The organism is Dysgonomonas sp. 520, from assembly GCF_010501095.1.
Taxonomy (GTDB): Bacteria; Bacteroidota; Bacteroidia; order Bacteroidales; family Dysgonomonadaceae; genus QVMP01.
The window spans coordinates 45217-67916 of record NZ_QVMP01000013.1 but is presented as its reverse complement, the minus strand read 5'-3'; the positions used below and the strand labels follow the sequence as shown (position 1 = coordinate 67916).

The following is a 22700-nucleotide window of genomic DNA, read 5'->3' as shown; positions in this document are numbered from 1 at the left end:
TTTATTGAAATATTGAAATTATATAGATATATGTTTAAGAAAATACTACTAATCACAGTTCTTTTTGCAGTATGCAATTATGCTTCGGGACAAGGCATAAATGATGGCAGTAGGTATGCGGCAAACTCTGTATTGTCGAAAGGCAATTGGTATAAGGTGAAGATTTCGGAAACCGGAGTATACAAGCTGACTTACGAAGACCTTATCAAAATAGGACTCACCAATCCCAAAGATGTTCAGATATATGGTTATGGAGGTTGGACATTGGACGAAAATTTTCAGAACAAATATATTGACGACTTACCTAAAATTTCGATATGGATGAGTTCTTCCGATGCAGCTTCATTCGGTCCGGGCGATTATATATTATTTTATGCGAGGGGAACAATGAAGTGGACGTATAGTAATCAGAAAGGTGAGTTTGAACACAAGCAAAACCCTTATTCGTCCGATGCATATTATTTTATAACAGAAGATAACAGTGGAGCCAACCTTGTCAAAAATGCCGAATTATATACAGGAAATCCTTCCGTTACATTAACTAGCTTCGACGACTATGTTCTGCACGAAAAAGATTCGATAAGCATATCTCAATCGGGATATGAGCTTTATGGAGAAGATTTAAAAGCACGACGCAATTTTTCATTAAAATTTCCTTTGACAGGCATTGTTAGCGGAGCGCCGGCAAAAATCGGATATAACTTCATAGCCAGACCCTACAAAGATGGCTCAAAAATGGAGATAGCGGTCAACGGAACCCAGGTTAAGACCGAAGTAATCAACAAACTATCTGACTCTTATGCGTATGCCCAGAATGTGAATAGTGGAACCAAAGGAATAGTTACTACCGCCTTGACAGAAAACTCTACAATCGGCTTGAAGTATACGCCATCTACGAATGAAGATGAAGATAAACATGTTCATCTTAATTATATCAGAATAAATTATAAACGGACTTTGAAACCATACGGAGGTGTCGTTTTATTCAGAAGCAAAGATTTTTATCCTCAGGTTAGTTTTAATATATCCGAAGCAAATCCGAGTGTATTGGTTTTCGACGTAACGGACAACACTGTTGTGAAGAAAATGCAAACAAGCATATCCGGATCGGATATGTCTTTTGTTGCACCCAATACAACTATTCGGGAGTATGCCTTAGTGGATATGACGAAAGAAATACCAAAGCCTGAGATTCTGGGTAAAATAGAAAACCAGAACTTACATGCGCTACCACAAACAGATATGGTAATTATCGCACAGCCGAAATTGCAGGAACAGGCCGAGCGATTGGCTCGTTTGCATGAAAAAGATTCAGGATTGAAATGTACTGTTGTTTCACCCGAAAAAATATATAACGAGTTTTCGTCGGGAAATGCAGATGCAACAGCCTATCGTCGTTTTGTGAAAATGTTTTATGACAGGGCAGGTGACAACGACGACGAAAGACCAAAATACTTGCTGTTGTTTGGCGATGGAACCTACGACAACCGATTTGTGAGAGATGCATGGACGCAGGAAGATAAAGATGCCCTTTTGCTTACATATCAAACCGAGAGCAGCCTTCATCTTATATCGTCATATTTGGTTGAAGATTACTTTGGATTTATGGACGACAATTCGGGCACAGTGCTGAAAAATGCAAAACTGAATGTCGCCGTAGGACGGATTCCCGCAAGAACCCTAACTGAGGCGGAAGGAGTTGTCAACAAGATTGAGAGGTATATGAAAAATGAAGACAGAGGTATATGGCAGAATATGGTATCTTTTGCTGCCGACGATGCTGCCGGAAAAAACTCTGTAACAAGTGAGCGGGAACACATGGCTCAGTCGAACAATTATGCCGATACACTAAGATTGCATCATCCGGTGATGATAACAAATAAAATATATGAAGATATGTATGAGCGATTTTCGTTCAACGAAAGAACTAGAATTCCGGATGCGAGAAAAGAGTTTTATAAAAAAATAGATGAAGGAACCCTTATCTTGAGTTTTGTTGGGCATGGTTCTGAAATAGGATGGACTGACGGATTGTTGACATACAACGATGTAGTGAATCTGAATAATTCGAGACTGCCGGTATGGCTTACAGCAACCTGTACTTTTTGTTCTCTGGATTCGGATATCAGAACAGGAGGCGAAATGGCCTTGCTCAACCCGAACGGGGGAGCAATAGCATTGTTTTCTACCTCCCGGACAGTTTATTCGGTAGACAACAACCTGATGAATCTGGCCACTTATGAATATATCTTCAACAGGGAAAAAGGAAAAGCCCTCAGGTTGGGAGATATTATGAGATATGCTAAAACGGAAAATACTAAATATAAACTGAGTACGAATGAAAACAAACTGAGATTTATATTGGTGGGAGATCCTGCCTTGAGGCTTAATTTGCCTACCGATGATTATTCGGTGCAGGTTACGGAAATAAACGGCAAGAAGGTATCGGATGGCATTGTAAATATCAATTGTTTGGAAACCAATACGGTGAAGGGGCAAATTGTTGACCGGAATGGACAAAAGGCAACCGATTTCAATGGAATGTTGGAATCTATAGTTTTCGATAACGAACAAGACCTGAAAACAAGAGGAAACACTAAAGTAGACACCGGCAACAAGGATGCCATCTTAGATTACAAAGACTATGTGAATAAAATATATATGGGCAAAGACCAAATAGTGAATGGTGAATTTGAAATATCATTTACCAGCCCGGCTAATGTTTACACCACAGGAGGAAACGGAAAAATGAGTTTTTATGCATATAGTCCTGAAAAAGACATAGATATACATGGATATTTTAGAGGATATAAAATAGCTCAAGCTGAATCTTATACCAATCTGGAAGATGTTGCACCCGTGATATCGAATTTGTATCTGGATAAAGAAACTTTCCGTTCGGGCGATAAAGTCGGACACAGACCGGTCTTCTATGCCGAGGTTTCAGACCAAACAGCCATCAACCTGTCCAGTCAGGCAGGACAAGATATGTCTCTGTTGCTGGATAGCAATACAGAATACAGTTTGACCTCGTCATTTGTGCCAAAAGGTACGTCTCCTCACTCGGGGTATGTGAAATTCCAGATACCGGAATTGACAGAAGGTGAACATACGTTGAGGTTTAATGTTTACGATGTGTGGGGCAATCTGGCATCTCAATCGGTAAACTTTATCGTGAGGAAGGGAGGTTCCGGAACACATCATTTTTCTGTTTCCGATAATGTGGTGGATACAGAGTCTAAATTTGTGTTTACATCAGATTATACGGACGAAGAAATTTCGATCAGATACGAAGTGTATTCAGCCAACGGGGTGCTGCAATGGACACACGAAAAAAGTGCAACTGCCGACATGATGAAGCATTATACATACAATTGGGACTTGAAAGCGAATAATGGTTTGAGGCTTATGCCCGGTATATATACTTACAAGGCTATATTCAGTGTAGATGGAGTTGTCAGGAGCGAAAAATCAGAAAAATTAATAATTCACGGGCAATAAATCTTGTATCTTCGAGTTATTAATGACATACAACTATCTATTTTATTAAAAAAGGAGAATGGAAATATCTTTGAAAAAATTAATTATAAGCGGAGTTTTTGTTTTTTGCGGGTTAACAGTGTTGGCTGAGGACGACGAGAGAAATCCTGTTAATGCCGCCATGCCTTCTATGACCATAGCACCGGATGCCAGAGGTGGCGGTATGGGTGATATCGGAGCAGCCACTTTGCCGGATATATATTCGCAACATTGGAATCCTGCCAAATATGCGTTTCATACAAGCAAGGCGGGAGCGTCGTTGTCGTACACCCCTTGGTTGAGCAAACTTGTAGATGATATTGCCCTTGTTTATGCAACGGGATTCTATAAGTTTGGTTATGACGACAATCAGGCGATAAGTGCCTCGATCCGTTATTTCTCTATTGGTGATGTTGATATAAGAGATGGTAACGGAGACTTTGAATATAAAGTAGCACCATACGAGATGGCTTTCGACGTGGCATATTCACGTAAGTTGACAGAAACGTTTTCGGGTAGTGTGGCTTTACGCTTCTTGCGTGCCGATTATACAACTCGTCAGGCAAATGATGTTTCCACCGCAGGAAATGCGTGGGCGGCAGATATTTCAGGATACAACGAGTCTTATGTGATGCTCGGAAATGCGGAGTGTCTTCTGGGTTTAGGTTTCAATATATCCAATATTGGTTCTAAAATATCGAACGACGGTGGAGGAAACTATTACTTCTTGCCTGCAAATATGCGTCTTGGAGCATCTTTAACATATCCGTTGGATGACTACAACACATTGGCATTCAGCGCCGATATAAATAAGCTGCTTGTACCTACCTATCACGTGAAGGATGGGGAGAGCTCAACACAAGCTCAAGAAAGATATAGCGATATGAGTTCCATTTCGGGTATCTTTAAGTCTTTTGGCGATGCGCCGGGCGGATTTAAGGAAGAATTGAAAGAAATAAACTGGTCGCTAGGAGCAGAATATACGTACGATAACAAATTCTCGATAAGAGGAGGTTATAGTTACGAAAATCCACAAAAAGGTAATCGTCAATACTTTACTGCCGGAGCCGGTTTCAAGATGAGTGTTTTCCAACTGGATGCTGCTTATTTGATATCTACGGCTCAAAATAATCCGCTAGACCAGACAATTCGTTTCTCATTGTCGTTCGACATGGATGGTTTGAGAAGTTTGATGGGACGTTAAAATATTTAGATTATGCGTATCAGAGTTGGTTTTGGATATGATGTTCACCGTTTGGCCGACGACCGTGAGTTGTGGCTTGGTGGGGTTAAAATAGAACACGAAAAAGGTTTATTAGGACATTCCGATGCGGATGTCCTTCTTCATGCAATATGCGATGCTCTGTTGGGTGCAGCAAACCTGAGGGATATTGGCTTTCATTTTCCCGACAATGCGTCGGAATATAAAAATATCGACAGTAAAATCCTCTTGAAAAGGACACTAGAAGTAATTTCAGAAAAAGGATACAAGGTTGGGAATATTGATGCAACCATCTGTGCCGAAAGGCCGAAAATTAACCCTCATATACCGAAAATGCAGTCGGTGATAGCTGAAATACTGCAAATACCTGTTGACGATATATCCATAAAAGCAACGACATCCGAAAAAATGGGTTTCGTTGGTCGGGAAGAAGGTTATGCAGCCTATGCGGTCGCATTGATAGAGGGTTTGAAATAATGAGTTTAAACGTCCGCATTGAGCAAACAGCCGATGGCTCGGATACCTTGTATGTACCTCTCTTGAATGAGCACTATCATTCTGTAAATGGAGCCATACAAGAGTCGAAACATATATTTATACAAGCAGGGTTACAGAAAGTTGCCGGATTGAAGAAAGATATATCAATACTGGAGATTGGTTTCGGCACGGGACTGAATACTTTGTTGACTTTGTTGGAAGCAGAAAAAAGTGCTTTAAATATAGATTATACAACTCTCGAATACTACCCTTTGCCTATCGATGTTGTTGAAAAACTGAACTATACACAACAACTGCAACAGGATGTGAAGCAAGATTATCTGAATCTGCATACTGCCAAATGGAACAAGCCGGAAGATATCACTGCCTATTTTCGGTTAGAAAAAGTGGAAACGGATTTCAGTAGATTAGACTTTAATAAATCATCTAAAACATTTGATCTGATTTACTTTGATGCTTTTGCTCCTGAAAAGCAAGGCGAAATGTGGTCGCAAGAGATTTTCGATTATTTATATGCCTGTACAAATCCATCGGGAATACTTACTACTTATTGCGCTAAAGGAGTTGTCAGGAGAATGATGCAACAAGCCGGATATCTCGTGGAACGCTTGCCCGGACCTCCGGGAAAACGAGAGATGTTGAGAGCAATACGATAAAAAAATGCTTAAGTAATTTACTTAAGCATTTTTTCATATGAAGACGAAACAGTTAGTCTATATCCTCAATTTCAAAACTATTGTTTCACTTTAGTAACGAGCACCAACAACGTCCCAATCAATAATTTTCCACAATTCATTCAGATGGTCGGGTCTACGGTTCTGATAATCCAGATAATAAGCATGTTCCCAAACATCGAAGCCTAGTAGAGGCGTATATCCCTTAGTCACAGGGTTTCCTGCATTAGTTTCTTTCGTGATATAGAGTTTTCCACTCGAATCCTTAGCAAGCCATACCCAACCTGAGCCAAACAGGCCTACCCCCGATGCAACAAACTCTTTCTTGAAGTTCTCGAACGATCCCCATTCTTTGTTGATGGCTTCCGCCAATTTACCTTTAGGTTCGCCGCCACCTTTAGGACTGAACGACAAGAAATAAATATTGTGGTTCAATGTTTGTCCTGCATTATTGAAAATTGCGCCTTCGCTTTTCTTTACAATCGTTTCAAGATCAGCATTTTCAAACTCCGTACCCTGAATAAGGTTATTCAAGTTTGTAATATAAGTTTGAAGGTGCTTTCCATAGTGAAGTTCAATTGTTTGCTTACTGATAACTGGCGCCAACGCATCTGCTGCATAAGGCAATACTGGTAATTCAAATTTCATAGCTGTACTTTTTTTTATGTTGTTATTGTCATTATTCTTGTCATTGTTTATCCCGAATCCGTAAGTTGTACTTACAAAAGACAGCAGGATACAAATAAATAGCGTCTTCATGATTTACTGCTTTTAGTTTGTCAACATCAATAGAACAACGCTGAGCCGGATATTGTTTACACATTTCCTGAAAATGTTAATCGATATAATTTAACACACATCGACAATATAAATGCGGGGGTGGAGGATATTACTCAGCATGGCAAAACTTGATTCATCTATACTAAAAGAAGGACAATAACTGTCATCTTTATAGAATCGGCGTGCGATTTATTTTAAAATATTAAATAATTTAACTCCAAGCATTGAGTTGAAAAGAAAAAAGACTTAAATTTGCAGTCTCAAAAAAATATACATAGATGATAAATCGCGTTCTTATCCGTATTAGAGTAGTCCAAATATTGTACTCTGCACACTTGAGTGAAAACAAAGATCTGAAAAAAATAGAGTCGGAGCTTAGTTTTAGCCTTCAGAAGTCTTATGATCTTTATTTCTATTTATTACTACTATTGGTAGAAATAACAGAGGCCTACTCGAAAAAAGTAGAACAACGAAAAAGCAAACACCTTCCTTCCCTGGAAGACATGAATCCTAATACCCGTCTACTTGAAAACAAATTTATCTTACAGCTCAAGTCGAACAAAAGATTAATTGCGTTCTTGTTAGACCGTCCTATGTCGTGGGACGACAACTCGGTGTTTGTGAAAAAACTCTTGGAAAACATCCTCGAATCCGATACATATAAAGATTATATAGGAAACAAGGACAGAAGCTACGAAACCGACCGTGAATTCTGGCGAAAAATATTCAGACAATTCATAGAAAACAACGAAGAACTGGAAAGCATCTTAGAAGAAGAAAGCCTGTATTGGAACGACGACATCGACATCATCGAATCGTTTGTTTTGAAAACAATCAAACGGTTTGAAGAAGAAAAAGGTGAAGATCAAGAACTTCTCCCGATGTTTAAAGACGCTGAGGATAACGAATTTGCAGTCCGCCTACTGAGAGAATCGCTACTAAATTCGAAAGAATATAACGAGATGATTGCACAGTATGCCAAAAACTGGGAATCGGAACGTATTGCCCTGATGGATCAGCTGATTATGCAGATAGCCATCGCCGAAATAATGAACTTCCCAAATATACCTATCAGCGTGACACTCAACGAGTATATAAACATAGTGAAGGTATACAGCACTCAAAAAAGTGCGGCGTTTATCAACGGGATATTAGATTCTATTGTTTCGGATTTGAAAAAGGATCAGAAAATTGTTAAGAAATAAGAAAGTTTACATGAGAATACTTGTTTCTGTATGAGAATGATGCCAATCAAATAAAAACACTTAGTATCTTTGTAACCTAACCATAATTAATCAAAAAAATAAGAACATTATGATTTTAAACACAGTATTATTAGCAGCAGGTGGAGGAATGATGGAAACATTTCTGTTCATGGCAGCTCTTATCGCGATCATGTATTTTTTCATGATTCGTCCACAACAAAAAAAGCAAAAAGCCATAGAAAAAGCACGCCAGGCTCTGAAAGTTGGTGACAGAGTGGTAACTGCAGGTGGAATTCATGGAAAAATTAAGGATATAAAAGACACCACTTTTTTAATCGAAATATCGGATGGTGTAAGAATCAAAATAGAAAAAACATCGGTTCATCCTGCCGGAACTTCTACGGAAGATACGCCAACACCTCCCGACACGTCAAAAAACTAAGGTAAAACGGCAATAATTATGCTTGCCATAGAACCTATTTAAGCATTTATTGTTATATCTTTATAGAAATTTTCGACAGAAATGCGCGATATAAAAGAAGAAATAATAAAATGGGTCAGAACATCTTTTGCCAATATTACATGGAGAAAGGTTCTGACCTTTTCTTTCTTCATCCTGTTGGCTACGGGATTGTGGTTTCTTCAAATATATCGCCAACCATTTGAAACAACATTGCACGTTCCGGTAAAATACACCAACATCCCCGATAGCATTATCTTCGATCATGAACTGCCGGAAAGCGTTTCGATCAGGATAAAAGACGGCGGAGCCGAAATGTTCCGGTATTTCTTTTCGAAAAGGCACGACACGCTCTCGATAGATGTCGGGCAAATAATAAATTCTACCAAATCGAACGTATTGCAAGGGTTGTCGTTAGAGGAAATATTGAGAACAAAACTGTACTCTTCTTCCGAGATAAAAAGTTACAGCCCTTCAAGAATATCACTCGACCATGCTGCGCTCGTACACAAAAAAGTACCCGTGATATTTGATGGAGAAGTGGTTATAGAACCCGGATATCTGTTGGCCGGAGACATAAAGATGATACCCGACTCAATAACCATCTATGGTTCGGAAGCAACCCTCTCCGGTATAGAATACATCTATACAATGAACGATACGATAAAAGGAATAACCTCGCCTCAAACATTGAGCATAGACCTGATAAAAGGTAAAAATGTAAGGTTCAGCCCATCCAGCATCAAACTGGAAGTACCTGTCGACCAATACAATGAAAAAACGGTGACCGTTCCTATTGTCTGCACCAATCTTCCGACAGATTTGGATATCAAAATATTCCCATCCACGGCACATGTGTCATTTTTGGTTGGCCAGTCGAAATACAAGGACGTTTCCGATGCCGATTTTCTCATCGAACTCGACTACAACACTTTGAAAGATCTTAAAAATCCGATTGTACCTATCAGGCTCACATTGAGCCCGTCGTACATAGACAACGTCTCTATATCACCCTACGAAGTTGAATTTGTATTCGAAAAAAAAGTAACTGACAAATGATAAAATTGGGCATCACAGGAGGTATTGGTAGTGGAAAATCTACAATCACCGAGATTCTCAAACTCTTGGGTGTTCCTGTCTACATAGCCGACATAGAGAGCAAAAGATTAACAAACTCATCACCCATAATCAAAGAGAAGCTAATAAATCTCTTCGGCACAGATCTTTATCCGAATGGCAATCTTGACAAAAAGAAACTTGCATCCATCATTTTTTCAGACAAAGTCAAGTTGCAAACTGTTAACGAGATCATTCATCCCGAAGTAATAAAAGACTTTTACCTTTGGGCAGAACAGCAAAAAAAAGCACCTGTTGTTGCTCATGAAGCGGCAATCTTGTTTGAATCGGGATTCAATGAATTAATGGATAAAACTTTGACTGTTTTCGCACCTTTAGAAGACAGGATATGCCGAACGATGAAGCGGGACAATACCGGCAGGGAACATGTTTTGGAACGCATCAATAGTCAAATGAGTGATGACGAGAAAATTTCGCTTTCCGACTTTGTCATCTACAACGACGGCAGCCAATCGCTCATTGAGCAGGCACAAAGCATTTTACGCCAAATACAAAATTCGTAACCAGATTTTTTATAACCTATTATACTTTTTCATGTCAAGATTTTTATACAACAAAATATTCGAAGCCAATAAAGCATGGGTGGAGAAAATGAAAAAACAAAACCCGAATTATTTCAAAGATTTGGCTGAAGAACAAAATCCTGACTATCTTTACATCGGGTGCTCCGACAGCCGTGTGCATGCAAACGAGATAATGGGGTTGGCTCCGGGAAAGGTATTTGTTCATCGAAACATCGCAAATATGGTTATCAACACCGACCTGAACATACAATCGGTAATACACTATGCCATAGAATATTTGCAGGTAAAGTACATTATAGTTTGCGGGCATTACAACTGCGGTGGCGTATATGCCGCCATGAAAGCCGAAGACATGGGTATACTAAATCCCTGGCTCAGAAACATTCGGGATGTTTATCGGGTATACGAAGACGAACTGAACAACATCGAGGACGAAAAGGAAAGGTACAACCGATTGGTTGAGCTGAATATTTATGAACAATGCCTCAATGTGATAAAAACAGCGGAAGTGCAAAAATCTTACCTCCAAAACGGGTTTCCGAAGGTTGTTGGCTGGGTCTACGACCTGAATAAAGGATATATACACGATTTAGACATTAACTTTGAAGAAGAACTGAACAGAACAAGAAAGATATACAATTTATACCCCTCTAAATGAAGAAGTCACACTTATTTATGAAAAATACGCTGACATACATATTAATATTAATTTCATTATTGATAGCATTTGCTTTTTCCGGTTGCAAAAAACAAAAAAACGAGAAAGAAGCCAAAACTCTGTTTGTTTCTATCGAGCCTCAGAAATTTTTTCTCGACAACATCGCAGGAGAATTGTTCAGTGTGAAAGCCATTATACCAAATGGTTCCAACCCCGAAGTGTACGACCCAACTCCATCTCAAATGCTGGAAATTGGAAAAAGCAGGCTTTACTTCAAAGTCGGACTTTTGGGTTTCGAGAATACAACCCTCAACAAAATATTGCAGAACAACAAAAACCTGAAAATCGTAAACAACTCCGAATTCATACCTCTTTCCGGAGAGCATCAACACGACGGTGATTGTTCGCATGGGCATGACGGACCCGATCCTCACGTTTGGAGTTCGCCCAATACTGCCCGAATGATGGCAGAAAGCATGTATAAAACCATGATAGCTGAAGATGCATCAAACAAACCGCACTACGATATTGCTTTCAAAAACCTTGAGAAAATATTTGCAGAAACAGACAGTGTCATAAGATATTATCTGGCGGATGCTCCTAGCTGTTCGTTCATAATTTATCATCCTGCACTCACTTATTTTGCAGAAGAATATGGCTTGAAGCAACACAGCATAGAGAGCAACGGAAAACAACCTACACCTTCCGATTTGAAACGGCTTGTAGACATAGCCAGATCGGAAAACATAAAGGTAGTCTTTGTTCAGGCTGAATTTGACAAGAAAAATGCCGAAACGATAGCGAAAGAAATTGGGGCAAAAGTAGTTTCCATCAATTTACTTTCCTACAATTGGGACGAAGAAATGATAAAAATAGCCAAAGCATTATCGGGCAAAAATGAATAAAATACTTGAAATAAATAATCTTTGCGTTGGATACAACAACAAGCCAAATGTTCTGAAAGATGTGAACCTTTCGGTATTCAACAACGATTTCCTTGGCATTATCGGACCAAACGGAGGAGGCAAGACTACTTTGCTGAAAGCCATTCTGGCGCTGATCAGTCCAAGCAAAGGGGAGATTATATTTTATAGTAAAGACAATCGTCCGACAAAAAATATCAACATAGGCTATCTGCCTCAAATAAACAAAATAGACAAACAATTTCCTATTTCCGTTTTCGATGTTATATTGTCAGGAGTCAGCAATCGCAATGGTTTCCTAAAAAAACGTGACAAGGGGGATAAAGAAAAGGTGGAAGCTATTGCTCAAAAAATGGGTGTAAACGAGCTATTGAACAGGGCGATAGGCGAACTATCGGGCGGACAGTTACAACGGACACTCTTGGGTAGGGCAATGGTCGACAACCCCGACATTCTCATTCTGGACGAACCAAACTCTTATGTAGACAAACGATTCGAAACCAATTTCTATCATTTGCTGGAAGAAATAAACGAATCGACGGCTATTATACTGGTTTCGCACGACATTGGCACAATTCTGCCTCTGGTGAAAAATGTTGCCTGCGTAAACGGCAACTTACACTACCATCAGGGCAGCAATATCAGCACAGAATGGCTAGCCGAAACGTTCAGCGAATGTCCCATAGAACTGGTCACACATGGCGATTTTCCCCACCGGGTATTGGACAAACACGCAGGATGCTCTTGCTGCGAAGATGATAGTACAAAACAAAACATATAGCAATTGTGTTTTACCTAAATAGAAATAAATAAAGGCAAAATAAAAATTTACAACTTTACAATAAACAAAAAAACATTTTATTACTATGAAGTACAGTGTTATAACATTAATCGTAGCCCTATCATTCATCTTGTCAGGATGTGGTAGCGTGCCCATCACAGGGCGTAAACAAATGTTGCTGGTTTCCGATCAGGAGGTGCTTACCCTGAGTTTGCAGCAATACGACGAATTCATTAAAACGGCTCCTTTATCTACCGATAAGGCAAACACGGCTCTGGTTGTGAAAGTAGGGAAAAACATAGCTGCCGCCGTAGAAACATATATGAGAGCCAACGGATACGAAAGCGAGTTGGCCAGCTACTCTTGGGAGTTTCATCTGGTGAAAAGCACGGATGTAAACGCTTTCTGTATGCCCGGAGGAAAAATTGTAGTGTATGAAGGAATTTTGCCCGTAACAAGAGACGAAACAGGATTGGCGGTAGTTTTGGGTCACGAGGTGGCACATGCTGTTGCTAAACACTCAAACGAGCGTATGAGTCAACAAGTTGCGGCTCAATATGGTGGCGCTGCGCTAGGAGCAGTACTCAGCGGAACATCATCAACCGTTCAAAATCTGGCCGGTGCAGTTTACGGATTAGGCGCAGAATATGGGGTAATGCTTCCATATTCACGAAAACAAGAGCTGGAAGCCGACAAACTCGGACTGATTTTCATGGCTATGGCCGGATACAACCCATCTTTTGCAAAAGGATTTTGGGAAAGGATGTCGCAGGCTTCGGGCGGAGGTGTTCCCGAATTTATGAGTACCCACCCATCCGACGCAACACGTATCAATCAGATAGACAAAGACTTGTCCGATGCCTTAAAATATTACAAAGGAGGCAATACTAAAACATCAAACTCGTCGGGTTCTAAAACTTCCGACAAGTGGTCGTTCTAATTTAATTGCATACTAGCAAACTTAAAGTGAATACGTTACAAGTTCATTCTTCCTTGAAACAAAATAGTGAAGAATGAGCTTGTAATTGTTAATATATCGGGGAATATATCCAATATACTTTTTATTCAGTTTTTAACAATTCACGATTACATTATAAGCATTTAGCATTATTTTTTTTTGTAATTTTGCGTCTTCTTATTGAATCGTAAAATACAAAATCGTGAACGAAACTAAATACATTTTTGTTACCGGCGGTGTTATTTCTTCTCTGGGAAAAGGAATTATAGCATCATCGCTCGGAAAGCTACTGCAAGCAAGAGGGTACAAAGTCACCATTCAAAAACTTGACCCATATCTCAATATCGACCCAGGCACGCTGAATCCTTACGAACACGGAGAATGTTATGTTACCGTAGACGGTCACGAAGCCGATTTAGATTTAGGGCATTACGAGCGTTTTCTGAACGAACCTACACATAAAGATAACAGCATAACAACCGGCCGTATCTATCAGTCGGTTATCGATAAAGAACGCCGGGGAGACTATCTCGGTAAAACCGTACAGGTGGTGCCACACATCACCGATGAAATCCGTCGGAACATAAAACTCCTCGGAGCAAAATATAAGTACGATTTTGTGATCACCGAAATAGGAGGTACGGTGGGAGACATCGAATCGCTTCCGTTCATCGAAAGTGTTCGCCAGCTAAGATGGGAGTTAGGCAAAAACTGCATGTGCATCCACCTTACATACGTGCCATACATAGCTGCGGCAAAAGAAGTTAAGACCAAACCAACACAACATTCAGTAAAACAACTTCAAGAATCGGGAGTACAACCCGATATGTTGGTGCTCCGCACAGAACATTTGCTGAACAAAGAAATACTGAAAAAAGTAGCACTGTTCTGCAACGTCGAGGCAGACGCCGTTATGCAGTCGGTAGATGTTTCAACCATATACGAAGTTCCTCTAAGAATGCAGGAACAAGGTATGGACGAGATTGTTCTCCGCAAACTAGGTATGCCCATCGGCGAAAAACCGACGCTGCAACCTTGGAGGGAATTTCTTGACAAAAAGAAAAACGCTACCGAAACAATAAAGATAGCATTGGTTGGCAAATATGTTGAACTGCAAGACGCATACAAATCTATCAACGAATCGTTGCTTCAAGCCGCAATATACAACAATCGAAAACTTGATCTCCACTTCATCCAATCGGAAAAACTGACAGAGGAAAATATCGAAAAAAATCTTTCCGGCATGGACGGCGTAGTCATTGCTCCCGGATTCGGACAGAGAGGGGTTGAAGGTAAATTCGTTGCCATCAAATATTTGAGGGAACACAACATACCCACATTCGGAATATGTTTGGGTATGCAATGTATGGTGATAGAATATGCCCGTAATGTGTTAGGATTGGAAGATGCCAATTCTACGGAAATGGACCTGAACACGCCACATAAGGTTATCGACCTGATGGAAGAACAAAAGAACATAACCAACATGGGAGGTTCAATGAGGCTTGGAGCATATAAATGTATTCTACAAAAAGGCTCGAAAACTTATCAGGCCTATGGTCAGAAAGAAATAGAAGAACGCCACCGTCACCGTTTCGAGTTCAACAACGACTATAAAAAGCAATTGGAAGATGCGGGAATGAAGTGTGTGGGAATAAATCCGGAAACAGACCTGGTAGAAGTGGTTGAGATCCCTACCCTATCGTGGTTTGTTGGAACGCAATATCATCCCGAATACAACAGTACTGTTTTGAAACCCAATCCTTTATTTATGAGTTTCATTAAAGCTGTTGTGGAAAATAAGCAAAATAGTAATTAAAATAAATAAGGAAAAGTAACAACAATTAATCAATGGATAAAAACACTATTGTAGGTTTCCTACTCATCATCGTACTCGTTATCGGGTTCTCGATGTATAGCAAAAAGGAAACCCAAGAAATGGATAAGGAGAGAAAGGAAGCTGCTCAAGATCAGGCTGAACAAGCCAACACAACCGAAAATCAGGCTGATTTCGCAACAGAACAAGCTAAAGCTCCGCAAGATAATCCTGTTGATAATTTCTTTGCTTCGCAAACAACTGCTGCAAGTCAAGTAAATGACACAACAGTTGTGGCTACTGCTACCGATTCCATAGCAAAACCCGAAATTGCCCCGGTTGTAACAGAACCCAAAGAGGAGATCGTATCTATCGAGAATGACAAAATAAAGGTAGATATATCTACAAAAGGAGGTCAATTGGTTAACGTTCAGCTAAAAGGATATTCCGACTTCAAGGGAGATTCCCTTGCTTTGTTTGGCAATGACGGATCAATGTCTTTCTTATTGGAAAACAAATCGGGAAAAACATTAAATACGGGAGAAGCCAACTTCACCCCCATAATGGACAAAAACGGCAACTCTCTGACAATGAGACTTACCGCAGGCGAAGGCAGTCATCTTGATTTTGTTTATAGCCTTTCACCCGAAAGTTACATGATAAAATTCGATGTATTGGCAGTAGGCATGAAAGACATCCTGAGCAGGGAAACTCAAAGCACTTTTATCCTTGATTGGAAATACAAACAAAAACGTAACGAAAAAAGTATAAAGAACGAACAGCGATATTCTTCCATTTACTGGAAACTGGAAGGGCAAGATGTTGATAACCTTAGCGAAAACTCCAGCAAAAAAGAAGAAATAAATAACCCGGTGAAATGGGTAGCGTTTAAAGACCAGTTTTTCGCAGCAGTTATTATCAGCGAAAACTCATTCCAGACCTCTGTACTTGATTCAAGAATACATGAAAAAGATTCAACATACTTGAAAACATATGAGGCCACCCTATATGCCCCCGTTAGTTTAGAAAACAATGGCGTACTGAAAACCGGTTATTCTATCTACGCAGGTCCTTTGCAGTATAACCTGCTGAAAAGCTACGATGATGGCATAGACAAAAAGGTAGACCAGTTGGATCTTGACAAATTGGTTCCACTCGGATGGACTCTTTTCCGTTGGGTAAACCAATATTTTGTATTGCCGTTGTTCTCCATCCTCAATTCAATTGGTCTAAGCATGGGGATAGTTATTCTTTTGTTGACTATCATTGTTAAGATAATTATTTCTCCGTTGACATACAAATCGTTCATGTCTTCGGCAAAAATGCGTGTATTACGACCTCAGATTGAAGAAATAAACAAAAAATATCCGAAGCAGGAACAAGCAATGGACAGGCAAAAAGCTACGATGAGCCTGTATAGTAAGGCCGGAGTCAGCCCTATGGCAGGATGCGTGCCCATGCTTTTGCAAATGCCTATACTTTTGGCACTGTTCTCATTCTTCCCTTCGGCGATAGAGTTGCGCCATCAAAGTTTCTTGTGGGCCGACGACCTTTCTTCGTACGACGCCATCATCACATGGAGTGCTAACATACCCCTTGTATCGTGGGCGTTAGGCAATCACCTCAGTCTTTTCTGTTTGCTGATGACCGTAACCAATATTGTATACACCAAATTCAATATGGATGCAACCAATACGGGGCAACAGCAAATGCCGGGAATGAAATGGATGATGTATTTTATGCCTGTAATCTTCTTGTTTGTTTTGAATGATTACCCATCAGGATTGTCATACTACTATTTCATATCAACCCTGATAACCATATTGCTCACCCTTATCTTCCGCTATTCGATAGATGAAGAAAAAGTTTTGGCAAAGCTGGAAGCCAACAAATTGAAACCGAAAAAGAAAAGTGGTTTTATGGCTCGACTGGAAGAAGCTCAACGCCTCCAACAACAGCAACAAAGGGCACAACAAAACAAAGGAAACAGAAAGAAAAAATAAGACCCGTTTTATAACACAAAGAGAAAAGACTATTAATGCATTTGATAGTCTTTTTTCTTTCTGATTTTTATCCTTTTAATAAAGTTTATATTGAAACCGTCTAGACTTTTTCGTTTTATTCAATTTTGTCATCCTGAGAGTATCGAAGGATCTGTTTTTTAGATGTTTCACTACGTTCAACATGACAAAAACTCAAAAATTAAGTATAATTTAAAAAGTCTAGATGACTTCATTGAATAATGTTCTAAATTCGACTTGTTTTTTGATTTTCAATTATTTAAAAATTCCCCTTTAAGGGAAACAACGTTCTAACGTATATTTGTATCTTTCTAATATCAAACCCAACAATATGCTTCAAAAAATAAAATTATACTTATTAGACAAATATCAAAAAGCAGATCAATTTCAGGCTGATAATAGAAAGTATATCTTTTTTGCTATTGTCATTCTTGCATTTCTATCTATATACCTCCTCAACTTTTTTCAACCACTGATAGGCGATGATTGGGAATACAGCTTTTTAAGACATACCCAAACACGGATATCTAGCCTGCACGATATATACATCACTCAATATAGTCATTATTTTGAATGGGGAGGACGCAGTTTGGCACATACAATATTGCAAATCTTATTGTTTATAGGCCAATCGTTGTATAAGATTCTGAATAGTGCCGTATATGTTGTCTACCTTCTGGCCATATATTACATAGCAAATACAGGTAAGATTAAATTCAACCTGCCTCTAATACTTTCAGTCATCCTACTTGTATGGTTTTACCAACCAGCTTTTCATGCTACAATAATATGGATTACAGGTAGTTGCAATTATCTATGGATGGCCACTATATCTCTGCTTTTTTTGTACCCATATTGTAAATATTATCTGACAAACAAGAAATCGGACAAATGGTGGAAAACAATATTCTTTTTTCTATTTGGCGTATGTGCCGGATGGAGTAATGAAAACACATCTGTAGCCTGCGTTTTTCTTTTATTCATTTTATTCTTGTTGATAAAAAAAGAGAAAAACGTAAAAATACCGCATTGGGCTATAAGCGGATTCATAGGTCTTTTAATTGGTTGCGCCTTTCTATTGTTGGCTCCCGGAAACGCCGTCAGACTAGAATCCACTTTAGAAAATCAGAACAGGGCAGAAATGCACTTTGTAGTACAACTTATATACGGTTTCGTCAGGGTTTCAAGAAGTTACATTCTATACGGTTTATCACTCTCTATTATTTATGGAGTTTTTTTAATACTCTATCACTACTTAACCCCGAAAAACAGATACACAAAAGCATTGAACCTATCGTTGCTTTTCTTCTTTTCCGCCATCTTTGCAATATTAAGTATGACGGTTTCGCCCGAAATACCATCCCGATCATACTTCACCATTATCACTTTCATGATAATAGCGGTTTGCATACTATTTGCGAATATAAATTTTCACGCAAAAATGTTCAAGGCTTTGAAACAATTTATCCTCATATTTGTCTCGGTTCTTTTTACATTCCAATATCTTCTCTCGGCCAATGACCTTTCCCTGATAAAAAAACTGTATAGAGAAAGGGAAATAAGTCTGACAGAACAGAAAAATCAAAACATGCGGGATGTTGTGTTAGATATGCCATTCCCCTACTTGAATACAAATTTCTATCAACTAGAAGATATGACCGCCGACACCACTTTCTGGATTAATAAATTTTATGCAAAATATCACGATATAAACTCTGTGGAAATCAAAACAAGTGATAAATAAAAAAAAGAGCATTACCTTTGTATCTTAGAAATTAAATTTGAATGATTGAACAAATTATAGTATTAGACAATGCCGATGCTGTTGTGTTTTTTGGTGTAAACAACAGCAATCTGCAATTATTAAAGACGCTTTATCCCAAACTGCGCATCATTGCACGAGGCAATATCATCAAAGTTATTGGGAATGCCGAAGAGATTCCCGCTTTCGAAGAAAAAATAAGGGAACTGGAACTCTTTTGCATAGATCATAATGTGCTGACCGAAGAAAACATTATAGATATAGTTAAAGGCAAGACTCCCAATGTTGTAAAGCAAGACAACCTGATAATATACGGGATGAGCGGCAAACCAATCTTTGCCCGTAACGACAATCAGCAAAAACTGGTTGAAGCCTTCAACAAAAACGACCTCATATTTGCCCTTGGACCTGCAGGAACAGGTAAGACTTATGTAGCCATAGCTCTTGCCGTGAAAGCATTGAAAAACAAAGAGGTGAAACGAATTATCCTTAGCCGTCCGGCAGTAGAAGCCGGAGAAAAGCTGGGTTTTCTGCCCGGAGACATGAAAGATAAAGTTGACCCCTATCTGCAACCTCTTTACGATGCCTTGGAAGATATGATCACCCCGGCAAAGCTGAAAGATTATATGGAAAATAAAATCGTTCAGATTGCCCCCTTGGCATTTATGCGTGGCCGTACATTGAGCGATGCTATTATCATTCTGGATGAAGCGCAAAATACAACAACTCATCAGATAAAGATGTTTATGACACGGTTGGGGATGAATGCCAAAATGATTGTAACAGGTGACGTTACCCAGATAGATTTACCGCCATCGCAAATGTCAGGTCTGAAACATGCTCTGAAAGTTTTAGACGGGGTTAGCGGAATAGGCAAAGTTGAATTCGGCAAAAAAGATATCGTCCGTCACAAACTTGTGCAACGCATAGTTGATGCTTACGAGAAAGACGACGAACGAAAACGAAAGGAACAATTAAAAAGTAAAAATCCTGAATAAAAACATTCAATATAAACTTAATGTCTATGAAAAAATTATTATTTCTTCTGATGTTCGCTTCTGCGGTCGCATTTGCCCAGAACAACAACCAAAGTATTTTTATCAAAGATCCTGCCTATATGGGACTCAACGGCAAGTTCAGCACTCTTCAGATAACTCATTACGATGGATCGAAAGGAACTAAAGCCAACCCATTCGGAAAAATATCCAGTGTAGAGGTATACACCTTCAACACAAACGGTAAATTACTGGAAAGACGCTCGTATCCTAATCAGTTGAAGAAAGTATTAATGGAAAGAGATACCTACAAGCGCGATAAAGACGGACGTGTAATGGAAATATATAAAGGATTCAATCTCAACGACAAGCACTATGCTTCCGAATCGACATGGCGTAGAATAAGCGTAAACGGCAACAAGGAAAAATGGCAACAAATAGGCGACGATTGGTGGGGCACAAGCTATAAGGATGTAGAATATTCCGATGGCAAGAAAATCATCAAAGAATACGTAATACAAAAGAAAAACGGTCAAGAGTCAAATCAGGCATACATCACTGAAACACTTAACGACCGCAATCAGGTGATACGTTCTCTGAAAAAAACATCATCCAAAACCGACCCTATCAATACAACCATCTGGACATACGATGAAAACGGGCAGTTGTTGAAAGAAGAATTGGAGCAATTGCATAAAGATGGAGCATCAAACAAAACCGAAACGGAGAGTTATACTGTCGACAAAGTTGACAACAAAAACAATCCGACCCAAATAACAGATAGCCAGGGGAGAAAAAGAGTCTACAAATATACCTACCAACAATAGTAGATGCAGGTGGCAAACATTTTTGTCACCTGTTATTTTTTTACCTGAATAAAAGCCGGTCTTAGCTTTTTGTTATTAAATTTGCATGAATTTATAAACAACAATAATTATTATATCGAATAAAGTGTTATTTGATATAATCAGGTATAAATAAACCACGTATCACATTATTCAATATAAATTTTAATATTCTTATCAGAATGAAAAATACTTTAGTGAAGACAGATTATAAGTTTGAAGGACAAACAAACGTATATCACGGAAAGGTGAGGGATGTCTATTCTATTGGCAGCGACCTTTTGATTATGATAGCAACAGACCGCATTTCGGCGTTTGATGTTGTGCTTCCTCAGGGAATACCATACAAAGGACAAGTTCTAAATCAAATAGCAGCTAAATTTTTAGATGCAACTGCCGATATCGTTCCCAATTGGAAACAAGCAACCCCCGACCCTATGGTAACCGTTGGTCTGAGATGTGAGCCATATAAGGTTGAGATGGTAATACGTGGCTATCTGACGGGTAGTGCATGGCGCGAATACAAAGCCGGAGCACGTACACTTTGCGGTATACCATTACCTGACGGGATGAAAGAAAACGAGAAGTTCCTCTCTCCTATCATTACGCCTACAACCAAAGCAGATGAAGGTCACGACGAAAACATCTCGAAAGAAGAGATCATAGCTCAAGGCCTTGTATCAAAAGAAGAGTACGAACAACTTGAAAAATACACCTATGCACTGTTTCAACGAGGTACGGAAATGGCTGCGCAGAAAGGCTTGATTCTTGTTGACACGAAATATGAATTCGGAAAAAAAGACGATAAAATTTACCTGATAGACGAAATACATACACCCGATTCTTCCCGTTACTTCTATGCAGACACGTACAAAGACTTATTTGAAAAAGGAGAAGAACAGCGTCAACTTTCGAAAGAGTTTGTTCGTAAATGGTTAATGGACAACGGATTTCAAGGAAAAGAAGGTCAAAACATTCCTGAAATGACCGAAGAATATTGCAACTCTGTATCGGACAGATACATTGAGCTTTACGAAAAAATTGTAGGCGAAAAATTTGAAAAAGCAGACGCCTCGGACGTAGCAGCAAGAATAGAAAAGAATGTTAAAGACTATTTGAAAAAATAAAATAATTGAATACTTTTACTTTCTGATTAAACCTTTTAATACATGCCAAATCTATACATAATATCAGGGTGCAATGGTGCAGGCAAAACGACTGCCTCATATACCATTTTGCCCGAAATGTTGGATTGCAAAGAGTTTATCAATGCCGACGAAATAGCCAGAGGACTTTCTCCCTTTCAACCGGAGAGAGCCTCTATTGACGCCGGACGCATAATGATAATGAGAATGGAAGAGATGTTGAGGCAAAAACAAGATTTTGCCATCGAAACAACCCTCGCAACCAAATCTTATGCATCGTTTATTAAAAAGGCGCAAAAATTAGGTTATTTCGTAACTTTGTTATACTTTTGGCTCAGTTCTCCGGAATTGGCTATTAAAAGAGTCGAAGACAGGGTCAGGACTGGCGGGCACAATGTGCCCAAAGAAGTGATCAGGCGGAGATATAAATCGGGAATTCAAAATTTGTTTTCTTTATACACTCCTATTTCAGATTATTGGATGGTAGTGAATAACTCTGAAAACCCCTTCAAAATTATTGTTGAAGGAAAAAAAGAAGAAGTGATAGAGGAACATGATAAAGAGATTTTTAACCAAATAAAAAACGTATGAATCGTAAGGAAATAGCTCTGCGTAATAAATTATTAGTAGGTCTTAACTTATCTTACACTCGATTAATCGAAAAGAAGCAAAAAGAAGATGGTAACCTTATCTTCTCCGAAAATGGGAAAATTGTAAAAGTGAAAGCACGCAAATTAAACGCTACTGGTGTTGAAGCACATAAAGCTTAAAAAACTC

General features: G+C 39.1%; 21 protein-coding genes. 20 read left to right on the top strand and 1 reads right to left on the bottom strand.

Going from position 1 to position 22700, the window contains the following annotated elements; all coding sequences use genetic code 11:
• The first annotated feature begins 30 nt into the window (after positions 1-30).
• The 4 genes from porU (at position 31) to mnmD (ending at position 5895) form a co-directional block, all read left to right on the top strand.
• Positions 31-3501, top strand: a complete 3471-nt coding sequence (gene porU / locus D0T56_RS09465; RefSeq protein ID WP_163319902.1) for a type IX secretion system sortase PorU — start codon at positions 31-33, stop codon at positions 3499-3501.
• 70 nt (positions 3502-3571) lie between these two features.
• Positions 3572-4723, top strand: a complete 1152-nt coding sequence (gene porV, locus D0T56_RS09460) for a type IX secretion system outer membrane channel protein PorV (RefSeq protein WP_255491142.1) — start codon at positions 3572-3574, stop codon at positions 4721-4723.
• 12 nt (positions 4724-4735) lie between these two features.
• Positions 4736-5218, top strand: a complete 483-nt coding sequence (gene ispF, locus D0T56_RS09455) for a 2-C-methyl-D-erythritol 2,4-cyclodiphosphate synthase (RefSeq protein WP_163319900.1) — start codon at positions 4736-4738, stop codon at positions 5216-5218.
• On the top strand, positions 5218-5895 hold the full coding sequence (gene mnmD, locus D0T56_RS09450; protein WP_163319899.1) for a tRNA (5-methylaminomethyl-2-thiouridine)(34)-methyltransferase MnmD: 678 nt from the start codon (positions 5218-5220) through the stop codon (positions 5893-5895). Before ispF ends, mnmD begins: the two co-directional genes overlap by 1 nt.
• A 90-nt stretch (positions 5896-5985) precedes the next feature.
• On the opposite strand, the gene D0T56_RS09445 is transcribed toward mnmD, so the two are convergent.
• On the bottom strand, positions 5986-6561 hold the full coding sequence (locus tag D0T56_RS09445; RefSeq protein ID WP_163319955.1) for a superoxide dismutase: 576 nt from the start codon (positions 6559-6561) through the stop codon (positions 5986-5988).
• Between the two features lie 410 nt (positions 6562-6971).
• Here D0T56_RS09445 and nusB point away from each other — a divergent pair, with 410 nt between their 5' ends.
• The 16 genes from nusB to D0T56_RS09365 all read left to right on the top strand — a co-directional run bounded on the left by nusB (position 6972) and on the right by D0T56_RS09365 (position 22693).
• On the top strand, positions 6972-7898 hold the full coding sequence (gene nusB, locus D0T56_RS09440) for a transcription antitermination factor NusB (RefSeq protein ID WP_163319898.1): 927 nt from the start codon (positions 6972-6974) through the stop codon (positions 7896-7898).
• A 109-nt stretch (positions 7899-8007) separates the two neighbouring features.
• Entirely contained in the window at positions 8008-8340 is a 333-nt protein-coding gene (yajC, locus tag D0T56_RS09435; RefSeq protein WP_163319897.1) for a preprotein translocase subunit YajC, read from the top strand.
• Between the two features lie 81 nt (positions 8341-8421).
• Positions 8422-9417: a YbbR-like domain-containing protein gene (locus tag D0T56_RS09430; RefSeq protein ID WP_163319896.1), complete on the top strand. Its 996-nt coding sequence runs from the start codon at positions 8422-8424 to the stop codon at positions 9415-9417.
• Entirely contained in the window at positions 9414-9998 is a 585-nt protein-coding gene (gene coaE / locus D0T56_RS09425; RefSeq protein ID WP_163319895.1) for a dephospho-CoA kinase, read from the top strand. The genes D0T56_RS09430 and coaE overlap by 4 nt, the downstream gene beginning before the upstream one ends.
• A 31-nt stretch (positions 9999-10029) precedes the next feature.
• On the top strand, positions 10030-10677 hold the full coding sequence (locus D0T56_RS09420; RefSeq protein WP_163319894.1) for a carbonic anhydrase: 648 nt from the start codon (positions 10030-10032) through the stop codon (positions 10675-10677).
• A 17-nt stretch (positions 10678-10694) separates the two neighbouring features.
• Positions 10695-11582 (top strand): metal ABC transporter solute-binding protein, Zn/Mn family, encoded by an 888-nt coding sequence (locus tag D0T56_RS09415; protein WP_255491141.1) that lies wholly within the window; start codon positions 10695-10697, stop codon positions 11580-11582.
• Positions 11575-12381: a metal ABC transporter ATP-binding protein gene (locus D0T56_RS09410; RefSeq protein WP_163319893.1), complete on the top strand. Its 807-nt coding sequence runs from the start codon at positions 11575-11577 to the stop codon at positions 12379-12381. The genes D0T56_RS09415 and D0T56_RS09410 overlap by 8 nt, the downstream gene beginning before the upstream one ends.
• Before the next feature lie 85 nt (positions 12382-12466).
• Positions 12467-13321: a M48 family metallopeptidase gene (locus D0T56_RS09405; RefSeq protein WP_163319892.1), complete on the top strand. Its 855-nt coding sequence runs from the start codon at positions 12467-12469 to the stop codon at positions 13319-13321.
• Positions 13322-13541: 220 nt separating this feature from the next.
• Positions 13542-15158 carry a CTP synthase gene (locus D0T56_RS09400; RefSeq protein ID WP_163319891.1) on the top strand — a complete coding sequence of 539 codons (1617 nt, stop codon included), beginning with the start codon at positions 13542-13544 and terminating at the stop codon, positions 15156-15158.
• A 32-nt stretch (positions 15159-15190) separates the two neighbouring features.
• Positions 15191-17158 carry a membrane protein insertase YidC gene (gene yidC, locus D0T56_RS09395; RefSeq protein ID WP_163319890.1) on the top strand — a complete coding sequence of 656 codons (1968 nt, stop codon included), beginning with the start codon at positions 15191-15193 and terminating at the stop codon, positions 17156-17158.
• Between the two features lie 349 nt (positions 17159-17507).
• Entirely contained in the window at positions 17508-18920 is a 1413-nt protein-coding gene (locus D0T56_RS09390) for a DUF6056 family protein (RefSeq protein WP_163319889.1), read from the top strand.
• Positions 18921-18961: 41 nt separating this feature from the next.
• Positions 18962-19936, top strand: a complete 975-nt coding sequence (locus tag D0T56_RS09385) for a PhoH family protein (protein WP_163319888.1) — start codon at positions 18962-18964, stop codon at positions 19934-19936.
• Between the two features lie 26 nt (positions 19937-19962).
• Positions 19963-20760 (top strand): hypothetical protein, encoded by a 798-nt coding sequence (locus D0T56_RS09380; RefSeq protein ID WP_163319887.1) that lies wholly within the window; start codon positions 19963-19965, stop codon positions 20758-20760.
• A 200-nt stretch (positions 20761-20960) separates the two neighbouring features.
• The gene (locus D0T56_RS09375) at positions 20961-21905 is read left to right on the top strand and encodes a phosphoribosylaminoimidazolesuccinocarboxamide synthase (RefSeq protein ID WP_163319886.1); all 945 of its coding nucleotides are present in this window, start codon (positions 20961-20963) and stop codon (positions 21903-21905) included.
• Positions 21906-21947: 42 nt separating this feature from the next.
• Positions 21948-22514, top strand: coding sequence for a zeta toxin family protein (locus tag D0T56_RS09370; RefSeq protein WP_163319885.1), 567 nt, complete (start codon positions 21948-21950; stop codon positions 22512-22514).
• Positions 22511-22693, top strand: coding sequence for a hypothetical protein (locus D0T56_RS09365; RefSeq protein WP_163319884.1), 183 nt, complete (start codon positions 22511-22513; stop codon positions 22691-22693). The genes D0T56_RS09370 and D0T56_RS09365 overlap by 4 nt, the downstream gene beginning before the upstream one ends.
• The last annotated feature ends 7 nt before the right edge of the window (positions 22694-22700 follow it).

Bases quoted from the DNA above. Each gene is read 5' to 3' on its own strand.
- porU (WP_163319902.1), top strand. From the start codon at position 31: ATGTTTAAGAAAATACTACTAATCACAGTTCTTTTTGCAGTATGCAAT.
- ispF (WP_163319900.1), top strand. From the start codon at position 4,736: ATGCGTATCAGAGTTGGTTTTGGATATGATGTTCACCGTTTGGCCGAC.
- mnmD (WP_163319899.1), top strand. From the start codon at position 5,218: ATGAGTTTAAACGTCCGCATTGAGCAAACAGCCGATGGCTCGGATACC.
- D0T56_RS09445 (WP_163319955.1), bottom strand. From the start codon at position 6,561: ATGAAATTTGAATTACCAGTATTGCCTTATGCAGCAGATGCGTTGGCG.
- nusB (WP_163319898.1), top strand. From the start codon at position 6,972: ATGATAAATCGCGTTCTTATCCGTATTAGAGTAGTCCAAATATTGTAC.
- yajC (WP_163319897.1), top strand. From the start codon at position 8,008: ATGATTTTAAACACAGTATTATTAGCAGCAGGTGGAGGAATGATGGAA.
- D0T56_RS09430 (WP_163319896.1), top strand. From the start codon at position 8,422: ATGCGCGATATAAAAGAAGAAATAATAAAATGGGTCAGAACATCTTTT.
- coaE (WP_163319895.1), top strand. From the start codon at position 9,414: ATGATAAAATTGGGCATCACAGGAGGTATTGGTAGTGGAAAATCTACA.
- D0T56_RS09420 (WP_163319894.1), top strand. From the start codon at position 10,030: ATGTCAAGATTTTTATACAACAAAATATTCGAAGCCAATAAAGCATGG.
- D0T56_RS09415 (WP_255491141.1), top strand. From the start codon at position 10,695: ATGAAAAATACGCTGACATACATATTAATATTAATTTCATTATTGATA.
- D0T56_RS09410 (WP_163319893.1), top strand. From the start codon at position 11,575: ATGAATAAAATACTTGAAATAAATAATCTTTGCGTTGGATACAACAAC.
- D0T56_RS09405 (WP_163319892.1), top strand. From the start codon at position 12,467: ATGAAGTACAGTGTTATAACATTAATCGTAGCCCTATCATTCATCTTG.
- yidC (WP_163319890.1), top strand. From the start codon at position 15,191: ATGGATAAAAACACTATTGTAGGTTTCCTACTCATCATCGTACTCGTT.
- D0T56_RS09390 (WP_163319889.1), top strand. From the start codon at position 17,508: ATGCTTCAAAAAATAAAATTATACTTATTAGACAAATATCAAAAAGCA.
- D0T56_RS09385 (WP_163319888.1), top strand. From the start codon at position 18,962: ATGATTGAACAAATTATAGTATTAGACAATGCCGATGCTGTTGTGTTT.
- D0T56_RS09380 (WP_163319887.1), top strand. From the start codon at position 19,963: ATGAAAAAATTATTATTTCTTCTGATGTTCGCTTCTGCGGTCGCATTT.
- D0T56_RS09375 (WP_163319886.1), top strand. From the start codon at position 20,961: ATGAAAAATACTTTAGTGAAGACAGATTATAAGTTTGAAGGACAAACA.
- D0T56_RS09370 (WP_163319885.1), top strand. From the start codon at position 21,948: ATGCCAAATCTATACATAATATCAGGGTGCAATGGTGCAGGCAAAACG.
- D0T56_RS09365 (WP_163319884.1), top strand. From the start codon at position 22,511: ATGAATCGTAAGGAAATAGCTCTGCGTAATAAATTATTAGTAGGTCTT.